Origin of the sequence: Curtobacterium sp. L1-20, from assembly GCF_048755855.1 — a bacterium.
GTDB lineage: Bacteria > Actinomycetota > Actinomycetes > Actinomycetales > Microbacteriaceae > Curtobacterium.
Genome location: NZ_CP151473.1, coordinates 3,362,073 through 3,383,295 on the forward strand (window position 1 = coordinate 3,362,073; position 21,223 = coordinate 3,383,295).

At 71.0% G+C, this 21,223-nt stretch carries 18 protein-coding genes; 12 read left to right on the plus strand and 6 right to left on the minus strand.

Going from position 1 to position 21,223, the window contains the following annotated elements; all coding sequences use genetic code 11:
- Positions 1-128: 128 nt before the first annotated feature.
- Positions 129-419: a hypothetical protein gene (locus tag AAEP86_RS17285; protein WP_420368509.1), complete on the plus strand. Its 291-nt coding sequence runs from the start codon at positions 129-131 to the stop codon at positions 417-419.
- A 313-nt stretch (positions 420-732) separates the two neighbouring features.
- Here AAEP86_RS17285 and AAEP86_RS17290 read toward each other — a convergent pair whose 3' ends face one another.
- Complete coding sequence (locus AAEP86_RS17290; protein ID WP_420368510.1) at positions 733-2,235, minus strand: alpha-N-arabinofuranosidase; 1,503 nt, start codon at positions 2,233-2,235, stop codon at positions 733-735.
- Between the two features lie 232 nt (positions 2,236-2,467).
- Between AAEP86_RS17290 and AAEP86_RS17295 the strand changes: the two genes are divergently transcribed.
- The 3 genes from AAEP86_RS17295 (at position 2,468) to AAEP86_RS17305 (ending at position 5,789) form a co-directional block, all read left to right on the plus strand.
- Positions 2,468-3,838, plus strand: coding sequence for an extracellular solute-binding protein (locus AAEP86_RS17295; RefSeq protein ID WP_420368511.1), 1,371 nt, complete (start codon positions 2,468-2,470; stop codon positions 3,836-3,838).
- A gap of 72 nt (positions 3,839-3,910) precedes the next feature.
- Complete coding sequence (locus AAEP86_RS17300) at positions 3,911-4,876, plus strand: carbohydrate ABC transporter permease (protein ID WP_420368512.1); 966 nt, start codon at positions 3,911-3,913, stop codon at positions 4,874-4,876.
- A 1-nt stretch (position 4,877) separates the two neighbouring features.
- Complete coding sequence (locus AAEP86_RS17305; protein WP_420368513.1) at positions 4,878-5,789, plus strand: carbohydrate ABC transporter permease; 912 nt, start codon at positions 4,878-4,880, stop codon at positions 5,787-5,789.
- Positions 5,790-5,884: 95 nt separating this feature from the next.
- Here AAEP86_RS17305 and AAEP86_RS17310 read toward each other — a convergent pair whose 3' ends face one another.
- Positions 5,885-6,715, minus strand: coding sequence for a siderophore-interacting protein (locus AAEP86_RS17310; protein WP_420368514.1), 831 nt, complete (start codon positions 6,713-6,715; stop codon positions 5,885-5,887).
- Positions 6,716-6,734: 19 nt separating this feature from the next.
- Between AAEP86_RS17310 and AAEP86_RS17315 the strand changes: the two genes are divergently transcribed.
- The 4 genes from AAEP86_RS17315 to AAEP86_RS17330 are packed head-to-tail and all read left to right on the plus strand — an operon-like array spanning position 6,735 to position 10,838.
- A complete protein-coding gene (locus AAEP86_RS17315; RefSeq protein WP_420368515.1) occupies positions 6,735-7,823 on the plus strand; it encodes a FecCD family ABC transporter permease in 1,089 nt (362 codons plus the stop codon).
- Entirely contained in the window at positions 7,820-8,950 is a 1,131-nt protein-coding gene (locus AAEP86_RS17320; protein ID WP_420368516.1) for a FecCD family ABC transporter permease, read from the plus strand. The genes AAEP86_RS17315 and AAEP86_RS17320 overlap by 4 nt, the downstream gene beginning before the upstream one ends.
- A complete protein-coding gene (locus AAEP86_RS17325; RefSeq protein ID WP_420368517.1) occupies positions 8,947-9,798 on the plus strand; it encodes an ABC transporter ATP-binding protein in 852 nt (283 codons plus the stop codon). Before AAEP86_RS17320 ends, AAEP86_RS17325 begins: the two co-directional genes overlap by 4 nt.
- Before the next feature lie 11 nt (positions 9,799-9,809).
- Complete coding sequence (locus AAEP86_RS17330) at positions 9,810-10,838, plus strand: ABC transporter substrate-binding protein (RefSeq protein WP_420368518.1); 1,029 nt, start codon at positions 9,810-9,812, stop codon at positions 10,836-10,838.
- Positions 10,839-10,982: 144 nt separating this feature from the next.
- Here AAEP86_RS17330 and AAEP86_RS17335 read toward each other — a convergent pair whose 3' ends face one another.
- The gene (locus AAEP86_RS17335; RefSeq protein WP_420368519.1) at positions 10,983-13,034 is read right to left on the minus strand and encodes a transglycosylase domain-containing protein; all 2,052 of its coding nucleotides are present in this window, start codon (positions 13,032-13,034) and stop codon (positions 10,983-10,985) included.
- Positions 13,035-13,309: 275 nt separating this feature from the next.
- Here AAEP86_RS17335 and AAEP86_RS17340 point away from each other — a divergent pair, with 275 nt between their 5' ends.
- Together AAEP86_RS17340 and AAEP86_RS17345 are read left to right on the plus strand one after the other, a co-directional pair.
- Complete coding sequence (locus AAEP86_RS17340) at positions 13,310-14,302, plus strand: alpha/beta hydrolase (protein ID WP_420368520.1); 993 nt, start codon at positions 13,310-13,312, stop codon at positions 14,300-14,302.
- A 25-nt stretch (positions 14,303-14,327) separates the two neighbouring features.
- Positions 14,328-14,915, plus strand: a complete 588-nt coding sequence (locus tag AAEP86_RS17345; protein WP_420368521.1) for a GNAT family N-acetyltransferase — start codon at positions 14,328-14,330, stop codon at positions 14,913-14,915.
- Here AAEP86_RS17345 and AAEP86_RS17350 read toward each other — a convergent pair.
- The 3 genes from AAEP86_RS17350 to AAEP86_RS17360 form a co-directional block, all read right to left on the minus strand.
- Positions 14,899-15,270 carry a VOC family protein gene (locus tag AAEP86_RS17350; protein ID WP_420368522.1) on the minus strand — a complete coding sequence of 124 codons (372 nt, stop codon included), beginning with the start codon at positions 15,268-15,270 and terminating at the stop codon, positions 14,899-14,901. The two genes, AAEP86_RS17345 and AAEP86_RS17350, sit on opposite strands and share 17 nt — an antisense overlap.
- A gap of 85 nt (positions 15,271-15,355) precedes the next feature.
- Positions 15,356-16,051, minus strand: a complete 696-nt coding sequence (locus AAEP86_RS17355) for a helix-turn-helix transcriptional regulator (protein ID WP_420368523.1) — start codon at positions 16,049-16,051, stop codon at positions 15,356-15,358.
- Between the two features lie 93 nt (positions 16,052-16,144).
- On the minus strand, positions 16,145-17,626 hold the full coding sequence (locus tag AAEP86_RS17360; RefSeq protein WP_420368524.1) for a mannitol dehydrogenase family protein: 1,482 nt from the start codon (positions 17,624-17,626) through the stop codon (positions 16,145-16,147).
- 168 nt (positions 17,627-17,794) lie between these two features.
- Here AAEP86_RS17360 and AAEP86_RS17365 point away from each other — a divergent pair, with 168 nt between their 5' ends.
- Positions 17,795-18,433 (plus strand): TetR/AcrR family transcriptional regulator, encoded by a 639-nt coding sequence (locus AAEP86_RS17365; RefSeq protein ID WP_420368525.1) that lies wholly within the window; start codon positions 17,795-17,797, stop codon positions 18,431-18,433.
- A 74-nt stretch (positions 18,434-18,507) separates the two neighbouring features.
- The gene (locus tag AAEP86_RS17370) at positions 18,508-21,102 is read left to right on the plus strand and encodes an MMPL family transporter (RefSeq protein ID WP_420368526.1); all 2,595 of its coding nucleotides are present in this window, start codon (positions 18,508-18,510) and stop codon (positions 21,100-21,102) included.
- Positions 21,103-21,223: the final 121 nt, after the last annotated feature.

Genomic DNA, 21,223 nt, shown 5'->3' on the forward strand with positions numbered 1-21,223 from the left:
ACGCCCAGCGACCGCGGCGTACCGTGCACGACGTGCCGGTTCGCTGTCCGGCCTCGGGTATGCGACGCCACCGTGTCTCCGGAGTACGACCAGAGTCGCCCTCACTCCTCCACCACGGCTGACGGATCATGAAGAACATCGTCTACGGGCTCACCGCCGTACTCACCACCGACGAGGCGGCCGACGCGGTCCTCGACTACGCGGCGGCCCTCGCGCACGCCGGACTCGCTGACACGGTCGCGGTCCCCACCGTCGACGCCTTCGGCAGCTCGACCACCACCTCGTTCCTGCTGGCGCCGGCGCTGGGGATCCTGATCGAGGACGCCGCCGACGACCCGCTCGGCCCGGACACGACCGCGTTCGTCGACGAGATCAGCTGGCGCGCCCGTGCGGTGCGCTGCACGCCGCCGCAGGGCTGACCGCGGGCCGGACGCCGCGAGCCGCAGGCCGCGCGCCGCGCCCGTGTGCCGCGCGCCAGGCCGCGCGCATGTGCCGCGCGTGCCCGCTCGCGTGCGCCGAGACTCGGCCTCGCGGACAGAACTCGCGCCGCCGGGGCACGAAAGTGTCCGCAGAGCCGAGACTCGCGCCGACGCCAGCCGGTCGGCGCGCCGATGCCGGCCCGCCAGCCCGCCCGCCGCCAGCGCCAGCGCACAGCAGAGGGCGCCGGACCGCGAAGCGACCCGACGCCCTCTGTGCTCACTCGACGCCCGCCGCAGCGTGCGCCGAGGCGTCTCAGCCGATCGACACGGCGGTCCAGGAGACCGGCGGCAGCTCGATCGTGATGGTGTCACCCTCGCGGCGGACGGTGTCGTTCGTGCGGAGGCCGACGCGCTCCGTGTTCGACAGGTCGTTCACCGCGTGGAGGTCGTCGTCCCAGACACCCTCGGCCCGGACGTCCCCGTCGACCGACAGGCCGGCCAGGTCGATCGTCACCGTGGTGGACTCCGACGGGTGGCGGTTGACGAGGAACACCGCGGCGCCGTCGTCCGACACTGTGGCGGCCGAGTCGACCACGGGGACCTCGCCGTACTTGCCGCCGTCGACGGTGTCACCGGAGGCCTTCACCTGCAGCGACGTGCCGTTGGCGAGCTTCGAGGTCAGGGAGAACGGGAAGAACGTGGTCTGGCGCCAGGCCGGGCCGCCGGGCTCGGTCATGATCGGGCCGATCACGTTGACGAGCTGGGCGATCGATGCCGAGGCGACGCGGTCCGCGTGGCGGAGCAGCGAGATGAGCAGGCCGCCGACGACGACGGCGTCCGCGACGGTGTACACGTCCTCGAGCAGGCGCGGGGCCACCGGCCAGTCCTGGAGCGTGAACTCCTTCTGCTGCTCGTTCCACTTCGAGATCGACCAGACGTTCCACTCGTCGAACGAGATGTCGATGCGCTTGTCGGACTTCTTCTGCGCCTGCACGTGGTCGGCGGCGGTGGTGACCGTCTTGATGAAGTGGTCCATGTTCACGCCGGAGGCGAGGAACGAGGGCAGGTCGTCGCCCTCCTCGTAGTAGGCGTGCGCGGAGATGTAGTCCACGTCGTCGTAGGTGTGCTCGAGGACGGTGCGCTCCCACTCGCCGAACGTCGGCATCGACGCTCCGGAGGAACCGCAGGCGACGAGCTCGAGGTCGGGCTGGATCTGCCGCATGGCCTTGGCCGTCATCGCGGCGAGCTTGCCGTAGTCCTCGGCGTTCTTGTGGCCGAGCTGCCACGGTCCGTCCATCTCGTTGCCGAGGCACCACATCTTGATGGCGAAGGGCTCCTGGCGTCCGTTCGACCGGCGGTACTCGGACAGCGCGGTGCCGGCGTCGATGTTCGCGTACTCGAGGAGCTCGATCGCCTCCTGCGTGCCACGGGTGCCGAGGTTCACGGCGAGCATGAGCTCCGAGTCGACCTGGTCGAGCCAGTGCTGGAACTCGTGCAGACCGACCTGGTTGGTCTCGGTGGAGTGCCAGGCGAGGTCGAGGCGCTTCGGGCGCTGCTCGACGGGGCCGACGCCGTCCTCCCACTTGTAGCCGGAGACGAAGTTGCCGCCCGGGTAGCGGATGGCGGAGACGTTCAGTTCCTTGACGAGGTCGATCACGTCACGGCGGAATCCGTGCTCGTCGGCGGTCTCGTGCGCGGGCTCGTGGATGCCGTCGTAGACGTGGCGTCCGAGGTGTTCGACGAACCCGCCGAACAGGCGACGTCGCACCGGCCCCACGGTGAACGCGGCGTCCAGGACGAGGTGTGTGCGGGGCATGGATCTCCTTCGATCGTGCGGTGCGGAGCGAGCGTTCGTCGACAAAGTGAGCGCTCACGTCTCCAGAACGCTAGCGGCTTTCCGCGCGACACGAAAGGGGCCGTGCGCGAAGGTCACAGATCGGCAGACACCTCGACGAAAAGAGTGGCGGCCGCTCGGGACGCGCGCTAATGTGAGCGCTCACGGAGCACCGACCCTGCTCCGACTCGGCCCGTCCCGATGGAGTGATGCCATGCCGAACCGTATCCCCGTACCCACCCCGCAACCGCGAGGCGGCGCCTTCACACGGCGGAGTCTCCTCGCAGCCGGAGCAGCTGCTGCCACGGTGCTGCCCCTCGCCGCCTGCTCGAGCCCCCTCGCCGCCGGCATCGCCGGTGCCCCGCTCAACCCGGAGACGCTCGTCTTCTGGAACCTCTTCGGCGGCGGCGACGGCGTCCGCATGCAGACCATGGAGGACGGCTACGCCAAGCAGCACGGCGGTTCGTCCTCGCTGCAGGCGACCACCTTCGCGTGGGGCAACCCGTACTACTCGAAGGTCACACTGGCCACCGTCGGCAACAAGCCGCCGGACGTCGCGATCGCGCACCTCACCCGGGCGAAGCCGCTCTGGGACGGCGACCTGCTCGACCCGATCACGTCGGACGACCTGGCGAGCGTCGGCCTCAGCGCCAGCGACTTCAACCAGAAGGCGTGGACGGCGCAGAAGACCGACGGCAACAACATCTGCATCCCGCTCGACACCCACCCCTTCGTGCTCTTCTACAACGTTGACGTGTGCAAGAAGGCCGGCCTGATCGACTCCGACGGCAAGCTCAAGGACCTCGACGGCATGGAGAACTTCGAGGCCGCCCTGGCTGCGGTCGCGAAGGTCACCGGCGGCACCGCGCTCAACGTCGCGAACGTCGTGCCCGAGACGGCGACCCCGTGGCGCTACTTCTGGACCTTCTACAACCAGATCAACGGCGCGACACCCTTCATCAGCGACGGCGGCTCGAAGCTCACCGTCAACGAGGACGCCTACAACGAGGTCACGAGCCGCACGCAGAAGTGGGTCAAGCAGGGCTGGCTCAACAAGGCCCTCGACTACGCGACCGCCCAGTCGCTGATGTTCGACGGCAAGGCCGGGTTCTTCATGCAGGGCGAGTGGGAGATCAGCACCGCCCAGTCGATCAAGGGCCTGAAGTTCGGCATGGTGCCGATCCCGCAGCTGTACGACAAGCCGGCCACGCAGGCGGACTCGCACACCTTCATCCTGCCGAAGAAGGACCGCACGCCGGAGCAGCGCAAGGCGCACATGCTCTTCATCAAGCAGATGCTCGAGCAGAGTCTGACCTGGGCCGAGGGCGGCCACGTGCCGGCCTACATGCCGACGTTCGACAGCACCGCCTACAAGAAGCTCACCCCGCAGTCGAACTACGCGGCGGCGGCCGAGACGGCGGTCTTCGACGACGCGGCCTGGTACGGCGGTTCCGGTTCGACCTTCGAGGGCATCGTCGGTGCCCAGCTCGCCCTCGTCCAGCAGGGCAGCTCCTCCCCGGCCAGCGCGCTCAGCGCCATCAAGGGCCAGCTGCAGACCTACCTCGACACCCCGAGCCCGTTGTGACCCGGCAGCACGAGACCCGGCGTCCGTCCGCCGGGCACCACGACGTGAACACCGCGCGAAAGGCACGATGACGTGACCACAGCACCTGTCCTCGATCGCCCCACGGACGCGGCCGCCCCGCCCCGCCGGGCCCGCTCCTACCGGACCAGCGTCACCCGCGGCCAGGGCCGCAGCGGCTGGCTGTTCCTCGCCCCGTTCGGCCTGTTCTACGTGGCCTTCCTGCTCGGCCCGACGGTCTGGATGATCGTCTCGAGCTTCTTCAACACCTCGACCGTCCGCACCGGGCTCGGCAGCTTCGCCGGGTTCGCGAACTACGCCGAGATGCTCGGACGCTCCGACTTCTGGTCGTCGCTCTGGCACACGCTGCAGTTCACGCTCTACACGACGCCGCCGCTCGTCATCCTGGCGTTCGTCTTCGCCGTGCTGACGAACCGGATGAACCGCGGGCAGTGGTTCTTCCGCCTGGCGTTCTTCCTGCCGTTCATCCTGCCGTCGGCGACCATCTCGCTCATCTGGGTGTTCATCTTCACGCCGTCCACCGGTCTGTGGGCGAGCCTGCAGACGGCTCTCGGCATGACCCCGGGATCGGGCATGCTCTCGAGCCCGAACACGGCGATGATCGGTGTCGCCATCGCCACCGTCTGGTGGACCCTCGGGTTCAACTTCGTGCTGTACCTGGCGGGCCTGCAGGAGATCCCGCGCGAGCTGTACGAGGCCGCCGCCGTCGACGGTGCGTCGAGCTGGCAGCAGATCAAGTCGATCACGCTGCCGCTGCTCGGTCGGACGACGACGCTGGTCATCCTGCTGCAGATCATCGCGAGCCTGAAGATCTTCGACCAGGTGTACCTGATGACGAACGGCGGCCCGGGCATCTCGACCCAGGTCTCGCTGCAGCTCATCACCGGCGTCGGCTTCACCGACAACCGACTCGGTGCCGCATCCGCCGCGTCGGTGCTCCTGTTCATCGTGATCGTCGCGATCGCGGTCATCCGGCAGCTCGTCGAGCGCGCTGCCGCCAAGCGTGAGATCGGGGCCTGACATGACCGCCACGGAGAGCATCACCACCCGCCCCAGGGCCCGCAACGGCGTCTCCGCCGCCGCGCCCGCGAACGCCGCGAAGATCGGCGTCTCCGGCAGGGGCTTCAACACGGTGGCCGCGATCATCCTCACGGTGTTCGCGATCATCTGGCTCATCCCGAGCCTGTTCGCCCTGAAGACGTCGCTGTCGGACAACGGCGTCGCCGCCCTCGGCGCGAACGCGATCCTGTCGAACTGGAACCCGACCCTGCACTCGTACGCGTCGTTGTTCGGCGCCGGCGACATCTGGAACTGGTACCTCGCGAGCGCCATCACCAGCGTGGTCACGGCCGTGCTCACGGTGCTCTTCGCATCGATGGCCGCGTTCGCGCTGTCGCGGCTCGTGTTCCGCGGCCGGAACATCGCGTTCCTGCTGATCATCCTCGGGATCATGATCCCGACACAGGTGCTGATCATCCCGATCTTCCAGGAGCTCAACGCGGTCGGCCTGCTGAACACCTACTGGTCGGTGATCTTCCCGCAGGTGCCCGCCGTGATCGCGGTGTTCATCTTCAAGCAGTTCTTCGACGGCATCCCGAAGGAGCTCGAGGAGGCTGCGCGCATCGACGGCGCGAGCATCTGGAAGGTCTACTGGTCGGTGATCCTGCCGCTGTCGCGTCCGGTCATCGCCGCGGTGACGATCCTGACGTTCGTCGGTGTGTGGAACAACCTGCTGCTGCCGCTGTTCGTGCTGTCGAACCCGGACCTCATGACGATCCCGGTCGGGCTCGCCACGGTCCAGGGCAGCTTCGGTCAGCGCTACGCGGACATCCAGGCCGGGGCGATCCTGGCGGCGCTGCCGCTGATCATCCTGTACCTGATCTTCCAGCGACAGATCGTCGAGGGTGTGACCGGGTCCGGTCTCAAGGGCTGACGCCACCCCACGACGGACGGGAGGCGCGGTGCCGGCGGGCACCGCGCCTCCCGTCCGTCTCCTGGTCGCGACGCGACCCGGACGGCACGTCCGGTTCAGACGTGCGCGTGCTCGCGCGTCTCGTGCCTCCAGAACCCGGAGAAGGTGATCCGGGACTTCGGCAGGCCCGCGCGGTGCAGGTGCCGGCGGCCCTCGGTGGCGAGGGTCGACTCCCCCACGACGAACGCGTAGCCGCGGTCGTCCGACGGGACGTACCGCTGCAGCTCGGCGAGCGCGGCGCACCCCGGGACGGCCCGCGGATCGACCTCGTCGCGGATGATCCACGTCACGGTCACGCCGGCCGGGGCGTCCAGCTCGCGGACGTCGCCGGCGGTCGGGACCTCCTGGATGATGCGGCCGACGGTGTCGCGCGGCAGCGACGCGGCGATGCCCACGACGCCGGGAAGGCCCGTCTCCTCGGCGGCGATGACGACCTCGCTGGTGCCGTCCGGCACGTCGAAGATGCAGCCCTGGTCGAGCATCGCCAGTGCGTCGCCCGGCCGCGCGGCGCACGCCCAGATCGCGGCGCGACCCTCGGGCTCGCCGTCGCGGCCGGTGTGCACGACGAAGTCGACGTCGAGTTCGGCGACCTCGGGGCGGAACGCCGCGACCGTGTAGTTCGCGCAGTGCGGGCGGACGTCCTCGGGGATGGCGAGGAACGTCGGCCACCACTTCTTGCCGTCGAGGTCCGGCATCCGGAAGGCGTCCTGGTCCGGGCGCTGCACGAAGAGGCGGAACCAGTGGTCGAAGCCGAGGAACGGGAACTCGTGCAGGTCGTCCCCGGTGACGGTCACGCGCTGGATCGAGGGCGTGAGGCGCCGGGTCCGGAGCACGCGGGCACGGAAGAGCCGGGGGTTCTCGGGCAGGAGCCGCGGGGTCTTCGCCATGAGGCAAGGCTAACCTAAGATGGCTTCCGTGCCAGCCCCCTCCCCCGCCCTGGCGTCCACCCCGGACGCCCGTGTGCCCGACCGGACGGCCGCCCTCGGCGTCCACCGGGCAGCGGTCCGACGCCGGGTCCTCGTGCTCGTCGGGCTCGTCGCCGTACTCGTCGTCGTCGCGGTCGCGAGCATGCTCCTCGGCAGCAACCGGATCGGCGTCGACCAGGTGGTCGCCGGTCTCACCCGCACCGGCAGCAGCACCGACGAGGCGATCGTCTGGGGCTCGCGCATCCCTCGGACGCTGATCGGTGCCGCGGTCGGAGCGGCACTCGGCATCGCCGGACTCCTCATGCAGGGGCACACCCGCAATCCGCTCGCCGACCCCGGGCTGTTCGGCGTCTCGTCCGGGGCGGGCCTCGCGGTCGTCGTCGGTGTGTACGTCTTCGGTGTGACGAGCACCGGTGCCACGGTGTGGTTCGCGCTCGTCGGGGCGCTCGTGGCGAGCGTGGTGGTGTTCTCGGTGACGATCGCCGGCAGCGGGACCGCCAGCCCGGTGCCGTTGGCACTGGCCGGCGCAGCCGTGTCCGCACTCCTCGGAGCACTCACGTCGTTCGTGGTGCTCACCGACCAGGACTCGCTCGACGCCTACCGGCTCTGGGTCGTCGGGTCGCTCGCGGCACGGCAGCTGGACGTGCTCGGCGCAGTGTGGCCCTTCCTCGTCGCGGGCCTCGTGCTCGCGGTCGTGAACGTGCGCGCCCTCGACGCGCTCGGGCTCGGCACCGACCTCGCGAAGGGGCTCGGCGAGAACGTCCTCGTCGCACGGCTCGTCGGGCTCGGCGGCATCACCCTGCTCGCCGCGGGGGCCACGGCGGCGGCCGGGCCGATCGGCTTCGTCGGACTCACGGTGCCGCACGTCGCCCGGGCCCTGGTCGGGACCGGCCACCGGTGGACGCTGCCGGTGTCGGCGATGGTGGGCGCGGCGCTCGTCCTGCTCGCCGACGTCGTCGGGCGCCTGATCGGCGGGTTCTCGGAGGTCGAGGTCGGCATCGTCCTCGCGGTGATCGGTGGGCCCGTGTTCGTCGCGGTCGCCCGCCGTCGGTCGCTGGTGTCGCTGTGAGCGCCGGCACGACGGACGCCGGCACCGGCGGGCCGACCGCCCGCACCGGCACGCCGTCCGGCACGACCACCGCCCCCGGCCGCCGCGGGATCGTCCTCGGGCCCGTCGGCCTCGCCTGGCGGCCCCGCGTCCTCTGGTACACGGTCGGGGCGATCGGCGCCGTCCTCGTCCTCGTCGTCCTCGGCGTCGCGATCGGGTCGACGTGGATCGCGCCCGCGACGGTCGTGCGGTCCCTGCTCGGGCTCGAGACCGGCCCGGACGCCTTCATCGTCCAGACCCTGCGGCTCCCCCGTGTCCTCACCGGCGCGCTGGTCGGCCTGACCCTCGGTGTCGCCGGCGCTCTCACCCAGACCTTCACGCGCAACCCGCTCGGGACCCCGGACATCATCGGGGTGACCTCCGGCGCGAGCGTCGGCGCGGTGGCCGCCATCGTGCTCGGCGGCGGCACCTACTCGGTGTCGTCGGTCGTGCTCGGCGGCGGCATCCCGGTCGCGGCGACGATCGGTGCCCTCGCGGCGGCGTTCGCCGTCTACGGACTGGGCTGGCGCGGCGGCGTGCAGAGCTACCGTCTCGTGCTCGTCGGCATCGGCGTCAGCGCCACCCTCGACGCGGTGACCAGCTACCTGCTCGTGCGGGCGAAGATCACCGTGGCCGCGGCGGCCGCGCAGTGGCTCGTCGGCAGCCTGTCGAGCACGTCGTGGTCGAGCGTCTGGCCGTTGCTCGTCGTCGCGGCGGTCGCGGTGCCCCTCGCACTCGCGACGAGTGCTGCACTCGGGATCGGGCAGCTCGGCGACGAGGTCGCGACCGGTGTCGGCCTGGCCGTGCAACGTCACCGGCTCATCGTGATCGTGCTCGCGGTCGTGCTCACCGCCGCGGCGGTCGCAGCGGCCGGACCCGTCGGGTTCGTGGCGTTCGTGGTGCCGCAGATCGGGCTCCGGCTGGCCGGCACGAACCGCCCGCCGCTGCTGCTGGCCGGGGCCCTCGGGGCCGTGCTCGTGCTCGCCGCCGACCTGCTCGCGCGTTCCGCGTTCCCCTGGCAGGTGCCGGTGGGGATCATCACCACCGTGATCGGCGCGCCGTACCTGATCTGGCTCCTCATCCGTCACCGCAAGGAGATGTCCCGATGACCGTCACCCCCGTGCTCGAGGCCCGCGGCCTGTCCGTCGGCTACGACAAGCACCCCGTCCTCACCGACCTCGACCTCCGGATCGAGCGGGGCACCGTGACGACCTTCCTCGGGGCGAACGGCTGCGGGAAGTCGACGCTGCTCAAGGCCTTCGGCCGGGTCCTCAAGCCGCAGGCGGGCGAGGTCCACCTCGACGGCGTCCCCATCCGCAAGGAGCCGAACCGTGCGGTGGCGCGGAAGCTCGCGATCCTCCCCCAGTCCCCCGTGGCCCCGGCCGGTACGAGCGTGCTCGACCTGGTGATGCGCGGCCGCAACCCGCACCAGTCCTGGGCGAAGCCGTGGACCGCGGACGACGCCGACGTCGCCGAGCAGGCGATCGCCGCCACCGGCCTGACCGAGGTCGCGCACCGCGACGTCGCGAGCCTGTCCGGTGGGCAGCGGCAGCGTGCCTGGATCGCGCTGGTCGTCGCGCAGCAGGCGGAGACGCTGCTGCTCGACGAGCCGACGACCTACCTCGACCTCGCGCACCAGCTCGAGGTCCTCCGGCTCGTCCGACGGTTGAACCGCGAGCAGGGGTCGACCGTCGTGATGGTCCTGCACGACCTGTCCCTCGCCGCGCGGTACTCGGACCGCCTCGTCGTGCTGCACGACGGCGGTGTCGCAGCCGACGGCACACCGGCCGAGGTGCTCACCCCGGCGCTGCTCGAGCACGCGTTCGGTCTCCACGCCCGTGTCCTCGCCGACCCGGTGACGGGCGCTCCGATGATCGTCCCCGAGGCGGACGAGCACGACCTCGGCCGGGCCGGAGCAACCGAGCGCGTACTGGCGACCGCGGCTGACTTAGGTTAGCCTCTCCTAACGTGAAGACTCCCCGTCGCGGCTCCCTCCGAGTCGCCCTCGTGACCTCCGTGGCCGTCTCGGCCCTCCTCCTCACCGGCTGCTCCAGCGCGGACGGCTCCGGCGACGACGGCAGCTCCGGCTCCGGCTCCGGCGGCGCTGCCGACAAGGCCTGGTCCTACGAGGACGCCACCGGCACCACCGTGAAGGTCGACCACACCCCGAAGCGCGTCGTGGTCCTGAACGACATCGCCATCTCGTTCGTCGAGTACGGGCTGAAGCCGGTCGGTACCTTCGGCCAGCTCACCATGGCGAAGGACGCACGCTTCACGGGCCTCGACACCGACGGCATCGCCCAGCTCGGCACCGGCTACGGCGACATCGACCTCGAGCAGCTCGCGGCGCTGAAGCCGGACCTCGTCGTGACGTCCGTGTACCCGAAGGACGAGAAGGGCACGCTCGACACGACGCAGCCCGGCTACGGCTTCAAGGACAAGGAGCAGGAGAAGCAGATCGAGGCCATCGCGCCGGTCGCCCAGGTGAAGTGGGGCGGCAAGGGCGAGGACGTCATCGAGGACATCGCGGACCTGGCCGAGTCCCTCGGGGCGAAGGAGTCGACCGTCGAGAAGACCGAGCAGCGCTTCGACGCCGCGCGTGACGAGCTCGAGAAGGTGACGAAGGAGAAGGACCTGTCCGTCGTCTCCATGTACGCGGACGGCGACGGCGCGTACGTCACGCGCCCCGCCGACGAGCCGACCCTGCAGATGTACGAGTCGTTCGGTGTCGACCTCGTCGACCCGAAGCCGAAGGGCTTCTACTGGGGCATCTACTCGTGGGAGAACGCCGGGCAGATCAGCGGCGACGTGCTGCTGCTCTCGCAGCAGGGCTACCAGGTCGCCGACCTCGAGAAGCAGCCGACCTTCGCGGACAACGCCGCCCTGCGGGCGGGCCAGGTCCACAGCTGGACCTTCCCGGCCCTCGACTACGCGTCGCAGGCCGACTACATGACGAAGCTCGCTGGCTGGCTCGAGGACAGCAAGCAGCTGTCGTAGACGCGACGGTCCTGCACGACGGGAGGCGCGGTGCCGGCTGGCACCGCGCCTCCCGTCATGCGATCGGTCGGCGCGCCCCGCGCGGCGCTCCGCGTCGTCGCCGAGCGGGGCGCGATCGTCCGTCACAGGGTCACGTCCGGAGCGTCAGCCGACCGCCAGCGCCGCGTTCACCCCCGTCTGTGCCTGCCGCCACACCGCCGCGCGGGTGCCGGCGTAGCTGCCCTCGCCACTGGAGTGGGAGCGCAGGTTCGCCTTCCCGCCGTCGGTGTTCCCCTGCCAGTACGCCGTCACCGCGCGCGAGGTCCCGCCGACGAGCCAGATCTGGTCCGCCGCGTCGGTCGTCCCGGTCTTGCCGAAGAGCGTCGCCCCGTCCGGGGTCTGTCCCCCGTCCGCGGTCCCGCCGTGGAACGCGCCGCCCATCACGGCGAACGCGGTGTCCGCGACCGCCGCGGGCACGGCCTGCCGGCACGCCCGTGGCTGACCACCGAGCTCCTCGCCGCGCCGGTCGGTCACCTGGTCGATGACGACGGGGGCGCAGTACCGGCCGTGGTCAGCGACCCCGGCGTAGGCGGCCGCCATGGTCAGCGGCGCGATGCTGGTCGTCCCGAGCACCGCTGCCGGGTTCGCCGGCAGGTCGCCGCCCCGCGCGGGGTGCACGCCGAGTCGCGCGGCGACGTCGCGGATGTCGCACAGGTCGAGCTGCGCCGCCATCGACGAGTAGGCGGCGTTCACGGACTGCGCCGTCGCGTTCCGCACGGAGTACATCCCCCGCTGCCCCGGTGAGTCGTTCTTCGGCGTCCACGCGCGCTCGATGGTCTGCCCGCACTGCGTCCACGTCGTCTGGGTGTGCCGCGTGCCGTCCACCATCGCGTCCGGGCTCCTGCCCGACGCGAGCCACTGCAACAGGGTGAACATCTTGTACGTCGAACCGACCTGGAAGCCGTTCGAGCCGCCGTACGCCCGATCGGTCGCGTAGTTGAGCGACGTCGCGGTCGCGGGTGCGGCGTCGGACCGGTCGTAGTCGGTGTTCTGCGCCATCGTGAGCACACGACCGGTCCCGGCCTCGACCGTGTCGAGCGTCGCGCCGAGCGCGAACCGTGACTCGGTGTTCGGGTCGTACCGGTCCAGCAGCGCCTTCTGCTCCGCGTTGCGGTCGAGGTCGAGCGTGGTCTGGATGCGGTAGCCGCCGGTCCGCCAGGCGTCCGCTCGCCGTTCCTCGGTCGGGCCGAGCTGCGGCAGCTCCTTCGCCACGCGGACCGCGAAGTCGCAGAAGTACTCGGCACCGCGAGCGACCGCCTCGCACCCCTGCTGCGGCGGCGTGAGCCGGACGTAGTCGGCCGGCTCCGACGCGACCGCCTCGGTCAGCTCGGCTCCGGTGAGGTGCCCCTGCTCGTGCATCGAGCGCAGGATGACGTCGCGGCGGGCGACGTTGTCGGCGTGGTGCGCGGCCGTCGAGAGGTCCCGCCGTTCGGGCCACTGCACGATCGCGATGAGCGACGCCGCCTCGGCCGGGGTGACGTCGGACGCGTCCTTGCCGTAGTAGTGCTGCGCGGCGGCCTGCACCCCGTAGGTCTGGTCGCCGAAGTAGGCGATGTTGAGGTAGGCGGCGAGGATCTCCCGCTTCGAGTACTCCTTCGCGAGCCCGATCGCGAGCTTCATCTCGCTCAGCTTCCGGTTCGCGGAGCGCTCCGTCGCCTCCTCGGTCGCGGCGGCGCGTTCAGCCTCGGTCGGCAGCTCGCTCGCCTGCTGGATCTTGATGTTGCGGACGAGCTGCATCGTCAGCGTCGAGCCTCCGGACCCACCCTTCCCCTTCGCGGCGACCACGCTCACGAGCGAACGGACCATCGACTGCGCGTCCACCCCGCCGGTCTCGTAGAAGCGCCTGTCCTCGCCGTCGACCGCGGCGTGCTCGAGGTGGTCGCTGATCCGGTCGAGCGGGAGCTCCTGCCGGTTCTGGTCCCAAACGTTCGCCAGCAGCACCGGCTTCCCACCGCGGTTCGCCCACACCTCGTTGCGCTGCGGCAGCTCGCCGATGCGGATGTACTCCGGCAGGGAGTCGAACACCCCGATCGCCGACGTGGTCCCGACCCCGGCCACCGCCAGCACCGGCGTCACGCCGACCCCGACCAGCAACCCCGCGAGCACGCTGCCCCCCACGAAGCCGAGCGCGGCTCCCCCTGCACGTCGGATCGTCATCGTGTGGTCCTCCCCCTCGTGGCCGTCCACCGCTCCTGCGGTTCCCGGAGCGTCCCAGTCCTGTTCGGACGACCGCCGGGACTCCTCCGCAGAACTCCGGCACGTCCGCTGGGAAGTGTCCGAGTCGGTACGGATCGTTACCGAGCTCGGGCCCTGCGGCCGATGACGCCGGCGGTCGAGGCGGTCGGTGGCGCGTCGACGACCGGCCGCCGACCGCGACGGTCCCGCTCGGTGACCTTCCTCGTCACGGACGGCACCCGGGCTACGGTGGGGTGATGACGCAGGCGGGGTGGCGCGAGGACGTCCTCGGCGCGCCGTTCGAGCGCCTCGAGCTCCCGCTGGGCGAGGACGCCGAAGGGCCGGTCGTGGCCACGCTCGTCCGTCGCCGCCGCTCCCCCACCGACCTGCTCCTCCACGCCCACGGCCCCCTGCACGGTGTCGACGTGCTGTACGTGCACGGCTGGTCCGACTACTTCTTCCAGGTCGAGCTCGCCGAACGGCTGGAGGCGCTCGGCGCCCGGTTCCACGCGCTCGACCTCCGGAAGTACGGTCGCAGCCTCCGCCCGCGCCAGACCCCCGGTTTCGTCGACGACCTGAGCGTGTACGACGAGGACATCGCCGCTGCCCTCGACGCGATCTCGGCAGAGCACCGCGGCGGCCCGCGCCGTCGTCTCGTGCCGATGGGCCACTCCACCGGTGGCCTGACGCTCTCGCTGTGGGCGGCCCGCCACCCGGATCTCGTCGACGGACTCCTGCTGAACAGCCCGTGGCTCGAGTTCCAGGCCAACGCCGTCGGTCGCGCACTCGTCGCGCCGGTCATCAAGCTCGGCGCCCGGCGGAACCCGCTCGCCCCGCTGCCGGCGGTCGACCCGGGCTTCTACACCCGCTCCGTCTCGGCCTCCGGCGAGGGGTCGTGGACGTACGAGCAGCAGTGGCGGCCGGACCGGGGCTTCCCACTCCACCCGGGCTGGCTCGCCGCGGTGTTCGACGGGCAGGCGACCGTCGAGGCGGGTCTCGGGCTCGAGGTCCCGGCGCTCGTCATGCTCAGCGACAAGAGCATGCTGCAGCCCCGGTGGGACGACGGTATGACCCACGCGGACGTCGCCCTGAACGTCGACGTGGTCGCACACCGTGCGCTGTCCCTCGGGAGCGAGGTGACCGTGCGCCGCCTGCACGGTGCCCTGCACGACGTCGTCCTGTCCGCGCCCGAGGTCCGCGCGCACGCGTACGACGCGATCACGCGGTGGGCCACCACCCTGCGTCCGTGACGAGCGCGCCACTACGGTGGAGTGCGTGACCGGGGGACAGCACGACGACCGAACGACCATCCGACTCGTCCGCGCGGACCCGACGGGCGACGACCGTGACGCCCTCGTCGCGTTCCTGAGCGGGGAGGAGTTCCCGTTCCACGTCCGGCGCACCATCAGCGCCGGCGACGCCGCGGCAGCCGTCGACTCCGGGTCCTTCCGCGACGACGACCACGACACGTCCTGGCTGGAGCACTCCGACCTCGGCCGGATCGGCATCGTCCGGCTCGAGGACCTCGGCGACCCGGTGCCGCTCTTCGACCTGCGCATCGCCGGACGCTTCCGCGGGCAGGGGCTGGGACTCCCCGCGCTCCGCGCCGTGACCGACCACGTCTTCCGCACGATGCCCGACGTGACCCGCTGCGAGGGACAGACGCGCGAGGACAACACCGCGATGCGACGCGTCTTCGTCCGCGCCGGTTGGGTGAAGGAGGCGCACTACCGCGAGGCGTGGCCGGTCGAGGGCGCGCGACCCGTCGCCTCGGTCGGCTACGGCGTCCTGCGGCGTGACTGGGAGCAGGGCACGACGACCCCGGTCCCCTGGGACGACGACGCGCTCACGCGGGCCGACTGAACAGGTTCACGAGGGTGCCGTCCGGGTCGCGGAAGAGGGTCGACCGGTTCCCCCACGGCATGGTCGTGGGCGGCAGCACCACGTCGTCGAGGTCGGCGCGCAGCCGCTCGTAGGACGCGTCCACGTCGTCGACGAGGAACTCGACGACGAGCGAGCCCGCGGACCTCGCCGCCGGCGCGTCGGCTCCGAGCGCGGCGACGGTCGCCGGCGTGGCGAGCGCGAGGACGGCTCCGGCCGTGACGACCTCGGCGAACACCGGGGCCGGGCGACGGGCCGTCGTCCCCGTGACGCGCTCGTAGAACGCGACCATCCCGTCGAGGTCGTCGGTGATGATCCGGATCGATGCGAACTCCATGGCGTGCCTTCCCGCGCGGCCACCGTGACCGCGCGGACCGAGCTTCTCCACCCACGGCGACACCGTCCTGTCGGTGTTCGCCCGATCAGGGGTCGAGCACCGGCCGGAGCACGCCGTACGGGATGTCCAGTTCGTCGATCCGGACGACCCGCGGTGGCGGAACCTCGTCGGTGACCGCGACCTCGAGCACGCGGTCCCCGCGGAAGACCCGGACGCCGTCGCGCAGCCGGCACCACGCGACGAGGTACCAGTCCTCGCCCTTGCCGATGTACCCGAGGGGCTCGACGGTCCGCTCGGACGCGGCGCCCCGGGCGTCGCGGTACCGCATCCGGACGACGCGTCCGCTGGTCAACGCACCGGCCAGCGCCGTCGGGGCCGGTGCACGGTCGCCCGCCTCGAGCAGGTGCACGCGCCGCGCCAGCCGCTCGGTGCGTCGCGCGTCGTCCTCCGTGAGGACCGCGGTCACCTTCCGGGCGGCGCTCCGGGCCGCGTCGCGGAAGGGCCCCGCGGCGAGCGTGCCGAGGCCGATGGCCACGGCGAGCGCCTCGTCGACGGTGAGCCCGAGCGGGGGCAGGGTGGCGCGGGCGTCGATCGTGTAGCCGCCGGACCGGCCGGGCTCCGCCCAGATCGGGACGCCGGCTTCCTGCAGCGCGCGCAGGTCACGCTCGACGGTCCTGGTGCTCACGCCGAAGTGCGCGGCCAGACTCGTGGCACTCCGTCGGCCGGGCGCTGCGGCCCGCAGCTCCTCCACCAGCGCGTAGAGACGGTCGGTCCGGTTCACGACGCGACCCTAGCGCTCAGGACACGCACCGGGACGGCCTGGAGGCGCGGTGCCGGCCCGCACCGCGCCTCCAGGCCGTCGTCGGGTGCGTCGTCAGGACCGCGACAGGCGCGTCACCGTGGCGTGGGCGCCGTCGGTGAGCAGCCCGTCGAGGGCGTCGCGGTACGCGGCGACGAAGCGTTCGTCGTCGACGAGGTCGCCGAACACCTGCCGGTTCGCGAGGAAGGCGAGGCGGTCGTCACGCTGGGTCCGTGCGGTGCGGGTGAGCTCGTCGGCGAGCCGGTCGACGACGGCGATCGGCTCGCCGGACTCGTCCGTGCCCTCGGCGTACCGCGCCCACGAGGCGACGATGCCCGCGGACAGGGTGACGGGGCCGCCGGTCGCCAGGTTCTCGCGCACGACGGGCAGGAGCCACTTCGGGATCCGGTCGCTCGACTCGGCGCACAGGCGGGCGAGGGTGTCGCGGACCTCCGGGTTCTGGAAGCGCTCGATCAGGGTGGCCTTGTAGTCCTCGAGGTCGATGCCGGGCACGGGGTGCAGGGTCGGCGTGCCCTCCTCGTCCATGTAGCGCCGGAGGAACGTGGCGATCGCGGGGTCCTGCGTGGCCTCGTGCGCGTACCGGTACCCGGACAGGTACCCGAAGTAGCACAGGCCCTGGTGACTGGCGTTGAGGAGCCGGAGCTTCATGAGCTCGTACGGCTCGACGTCGTCGACGAGCTGCACGTCGGCGTGTTCGTACGGCGGCCGACCGGCGGGGTGGTCGTCCTCGAGCACCCACTGGAAGAACGGCTCCGCGACGACCGGCCAGGCGTCCTCGATGCCGAGCTCGTCGCGCACCCAGGCCCGGTCCTCGTCGGCGGTGACCGGGGTGATCCGGTCGACCATCGAGTTCGGGAAGGACACGTGCTCGTCCATCCAGTCCCCGAACGCCGGGTCCTGCAGCCGGGCGTAGGCGGTGAACATCTCCCGCGCGACGTGGCCGTTGCCCTGGATGTTGTCGCACGACATCACCGTGAACGGCGGCAGGTCGCGGTCCCGTCGGCGTCGCAGGGCCTCGACGATCAGGCCGAAGACGGTGCGAGGCGGGCCGTCGCCACGCAGGTCGGCGACGACGCCGGCCTCGTCGGCGACGAACTCCCCCGTGACGTGGTCGAAGTTGTAGCCGCCCTCGGTGATCGTGAGGCTGACGATCCTGGTGTCCGGGTGCGCCATCTTCTCGACGACGGCGTCCGGGTCGTCGACGGCGAGCATGTAGTCGACGATGCTGCCGACGACCCGGGTCTCACGGGTCCCGTCGGGGTGCTTGAGCACGAGCGTGTAGAGGCCGCCCTGCTCCGCCATCGTCGTCGCCATCCGGCGGTCCTGCTCGAGGACCCCGACTCCGCAGATGCCGTACTCGCGTGCCCGTCCCTGCCGCAGCAGCCGGTCGACGACCATCGCCTGGTGCGCGCGGTGGAAGCCCCCGACGCCGAAGTGCACGATGCCGGCGGTGATCCCGTCGCGGTCGTAGGTCGGGACGGCGACGCCGCTCGCGGCGATCTCGTCGAGGGTCTCCGGGGACAGGCGGACGGGCATCGGGTACTCCTTCGTACGGCGGACGGTGCTCGTGCCAGTCAACCACGCACAGGTGTGCTGAACGGAGTTTCCGACACCCGTCCGACCGCTGGACGGACGGGGGACGAACCTGAAGATGCTCTCCCAGAAGGTGCACCGAGTGCATCGATGCACCTAGTGTTGGCGGACGTGACCCTCTCCGTCGACCGCCGTGCCGCGCTCAAGGCGAAGCACCGTGCGGCGATCCTGCAGGCCGCACGCGACCTCGTCGAGGAACGCGGCGGCCGTGAGTTCAGCGTCGACGACCTCGCCGCACGCGCCGACATCGCACGGCGCACGGTGTTCAACCACTTCGGCTCACTCGACGAGGTCCTGCTCGCCGTCTGCGAGCAGGAGCTCTCCGTGATCATCGACCGGTTCCTCGCCGACATGGGGAAGACCCCGATCGGCGACGGCAGCCGGGCGTCCATGTTCGACGAGCTCGAGTCCGCCGCGCGCGGCGCCGACCTGGCGTCCGCGATCTCGAGCATGTCCCGGATCCTCGGCGATCCGGGCACGGACGACCCGAAGGCCGCGGTCCTCACCCAGACCGCGTTCGCGCGGGTGACCGAACGCCTCCGCGACGAGGTCGCCCGGCGCTACCCGGCGGCCGACCCCCTCGACGCAGCGCTCCTCGTCGAGTCGCTGATGAGCGGCATCGTCGTCATCGCAGAGCACTGGCTCGCCACGTCCGGGCCGGCCATCGACGAGCGGTCGGTCGCCGCCTGGGACGCCCTGCTCGCCCGGCTCGTGCACAGCGTCCGCAGCGGCTACATGCCCACCGACTGACACCTCCTCCTGGGGTCCACCGGCGCACCCCGCACCTCCACAGCACCTGACACGAAGGGAACACAGGCAACCGCATGGCCGGTCTCCTCTACCGTCTCGGACGGTTCTCCGCACGACGCCACTGGCTCGTGATCATCACCTGGGTGGTGATCATGGCCGTCGCCGGTGTCACCTACACCCTGTTCGCGGGCACGATCTCGTCCTCGATCACGATCCCGAACACCAAGACCAGTCAGGTGCAGGACGAACTGGCCGACAAGTTCCCGTCCGCGAACGGCGGCAACGGGACGATCGTCTTCGAGACGAAGAACGGCAAGGCGTTCACCGACCAGCAGAAGTCCGACGTCGACGACTTCCTGCAGAAGATCGAGAAGCTCGACGGTGTGAAGGGCGCGACGAGCGGCTTCACGACGCAGCAGCAGCTCGACGACGGCCGGCAGAAGATCACCGACGGCGAGGCCAAGATCGCCGCACAAGAGGAGCAGATCAGCTCCGGACAGGCGCAGATCGACTCCGGCAAGCAGCGCATCGCCGCCGGACAGGCGCAGATCGACGCGCAGAAGCAGCAGGTCGCCGCCCTGACCGGAGCCGCCCAGAGCGCCGCCCAGGCCCAGGTCGACGCGGCGCAGCAGCAGCTCGACGCGCAGCAGCAGACGCTCGACGCCTCGCAGCAGAAGCTCGACGACGGCAAGACGAAGCTCTCCGACGCGAAGCAGGAGCTCGACGAGAACGGGCGACTGCTCGACCTGTCGAAGGACATCCGGTTCGTCTCGTCCGACGGCAGCGCCGCGATCGGCACGGTGCAGTTCACCAAGTCGACCTTCGAGGTCCCCGCGGACACGAAGACCGCCATCGCGGACGACGCCGACTCCGCCGACATCAGCGGTGTGGAGGTGTACGTCTCGAACGACATCGCCCAGGGCGTCCCGTCCATCCTCGGACCCGGGGAGATCGTCGGCGTGATCATCGCCGCGCTCGTGCTCTTCCTGATGCTCCGCACGATCATCGGTGCCGCGATCCCCCTCGTCAGCGCCGTGCTCGGCGTCGGCGTCGCCTCGCTCGCCTCGCTCTCCTTCTCGGGCCTCGTCGAGTTCATCTCGGTCACCCCGGTGCTGGGGGTGATGCTGGGCCTGGCGGTCGGCATCGACTACTCGCTCTTCATCCTGAACCGGCACCGGACCCAGCTGAAGCAGGGCATGCCCGTGCACGAGTCCATCGGGCTCGCGAACGGCACCTCCGGCAACGCCGTGGTCTTCGCGGGCGCGACCGTCATCGTCGCCCTGCTCGCCCTCAACATCACGGGCATCCCGTTCCTCGGGCTGATGGGGACCGTCGGCGCCGTCGCGGTGTTCTTCGCCATCTGCATCGCCACGTCCTTCACCCCGGCGCTGCTGTCGCTCATCGGCATGCGCATCCTGCGCCGCAAGGAGCGGGAGCGGATCGGCAACACGGACTCGACCCGCGTCCCGAACAAGCCGATGTCGACGTGGCGCGCGATCGTCACGCTCGTCGCGGGCATCGCCGTGCTCGGCACGATCGCCCTGCCTGCCACGCAGATGCGCCTCGGTCTGCCGACCGGCGCGTCCGAGTCGGTCGACTCCAGCCAGTACAAGGCGTACAAGGCGCTCGACGACCAGTTCGGTGCCGGCCAGAACGGGCCCCTCCTCGTCGTCGCGACGCTGCCGAAGGCCGTCAGCAAGGACGACGTCACCGCGACCGAGGTCACCATCGGTGAAGCCATCGCGGAGAACGACGACGTCAAGGCCGTGCTCCCGATCGGTGCGTCGAAGGACCGCGACATCATCGCGTTCCAGGTCAAGCCCGCCGGCGGTCCGGACAGCGTCTCCACCGAGACCCTGGTGAAGGACCTCCGGACGAAGGACGTCACGGTCGACGACGGCACGGCGACACTCGGCGTCGCGGGCAACGCGTCGGCGAACATCGACGTGTCCGAGAAGCTCGCGAACGTGCTGCCGCTCTACCTCGTGGTCGTGGTCGGCCTGTCGCTGATCATCCTCATCGTCGTGTTCCGGTCGTTCCTCGTGCCGATCACCGCCACCGCCGGGTTCATCCTGTCCGTGCTGGCGTCGTTCGGTGGCCTGACCGCGATCTACCAGTTCGGCTGGCTCGGCTCGGTCTTCGGGGTGCACGACCCGGCCCCGATCCTGAGCTTCCTGCCCATCATCGAGATCGGCATCCTGTTCGGTCTGGCGATGGACTACCAGCTGTTCCTGGTGTCCGGCATGCGCGAGGCGTACGCCCACGGCGCCAGCGCGAAGGTCGCCGTCCAACGCGGTCTGCACGCGGGTCGCGCGGTGGTCACGGCGGCCGCGATCATCATGATCTCGGTCTTCGCGGGCTTCATCTTCTCGGACTCGTCCACGATCAAGCCGATCGGCTTCGGTCTGGCGTTCGGTGTGCTCATCGACGCGTTCGTCGTGCGCATGCTGCTCATCCCGGCGGCGATGCACCTGCTCGGGACGAGCGCCTGGTGGTTCCCGAAGTGGCTCGACCGGATCGTGCCGGACGTCGACGTCGAGGGCGCCAAGCTCGAGCGCTCGCACCCGGACGACCGGTCGGAGCGCGGGGAGCACCACGGCTCGCACGCGGCCCCCGTCGAGCCGGACGCGAACCCGCACGAGGGGCACACGCCGACGCACCGCGCGTAGGCACGGCGACCCCGCACCCCGGAGGCGCGGGCCGATCCCCAGGGGTCGGCTCGCGCCTCCGTGCGTCGCGGGGGGGGTGCCTGCCTTCCGCCCACCTCCTGATCCTTCGCGCACGAACGGT

What these genes read in the sequence shown, in the direction of transcription:
- AAEP86_RS17285 (WP_420368509.1), top strand. Translation starts at nt 129, where the DNA reads ATGAAGAACATCGTCTACGGGCTCACCGCCGTACTCACCACCGACGAG.
- AAEP86_RS17290 (WP_420368510.1), bottom strand. Translation starts at nt 2,235, where the DNA reads ATGCCCCGCACACACCTCGTCCTGGACGCCGCGTTCACCGTGGGGCCG.
- AAEP86_RS17295 (WP_420368511.1), top strand. Translation starts at nt 2,468, where the DNA reads ATGCCGAACCGTATCCCCGTACCCACCCCGCAACCGCGAGGCGGCGCC.
- AAEP86_RS17305 (WP_420368513.1), top strand. Translation starts at nt 4,878, where the DNA reads ATGACCGCCACGGAGAGCATCACCACCCGCCCCAGGGCCCGCAACGGC.
- AAEP86_RS17310 (WP_420368514.1), bottom strand. Translation starts at nt 6,715, where the DNA reads ATGGCGAAGACCCCGCGGCTCCTGCCCGAGAACCCCCGGCTCTTCCGT.
- AAEP86_RS17315 (WP_420368515.1), top strand. Translation starts at nt 6,735, where the DNA reads ATGGCTTCCGTGCCAGCCCCCTCCCCCGCCCTGGCGTCCACCCCGGAC.
- AAEP86_RS17325 (WP_420368517.1), top strand. Translation starts at nt 8,947, where the DNA reads ATGACCGTCACCCCCGTGCTCGAGGCCCGCGGCCTGTCCGTCGGCTAC.
- AAEP86_RS17335 (WP_420368519.1), bottom strand. Translation starts at nt 13,034, where the DNA reads ATGACGATCCGACGTGCAGGGGGAGCCGCGCTCGGCTTCGTGGGGGGC.
- AAEP86_RS17340 (WP_420368520.1), top strand. Translation starts at nt 13,310, where the DNA reads ATGACGCAGGCGGGGTGGCGCGAGGACGTCCTCGGCGCGCCGTTCGAG.
- AAEP86_RS17350 (WP_420368522.1), bottom strand. Translation starts at nt 15,270, where the DNA reads ATGGAGTTCGCATCGATCCGGATCATCACCGACGACCTCGACGGGATG.
- AAEP86_RS17360 (WP_420368524.1), bottom strand. Translation starts at nt 17,626, where the DNA reads ATGCCCGTCCGCCTGTCCCCGGAGACCCTCGACGAGATCGCCGCGAGC.
- AAEP86_RS17370 (WP_420368526.1), top strand. Translation starts at nt 18,508, where the DNA reads ATGGCCGGTCTCCTCTACCGTCTCGGACGGTTCTCCGCACGACGCCAC.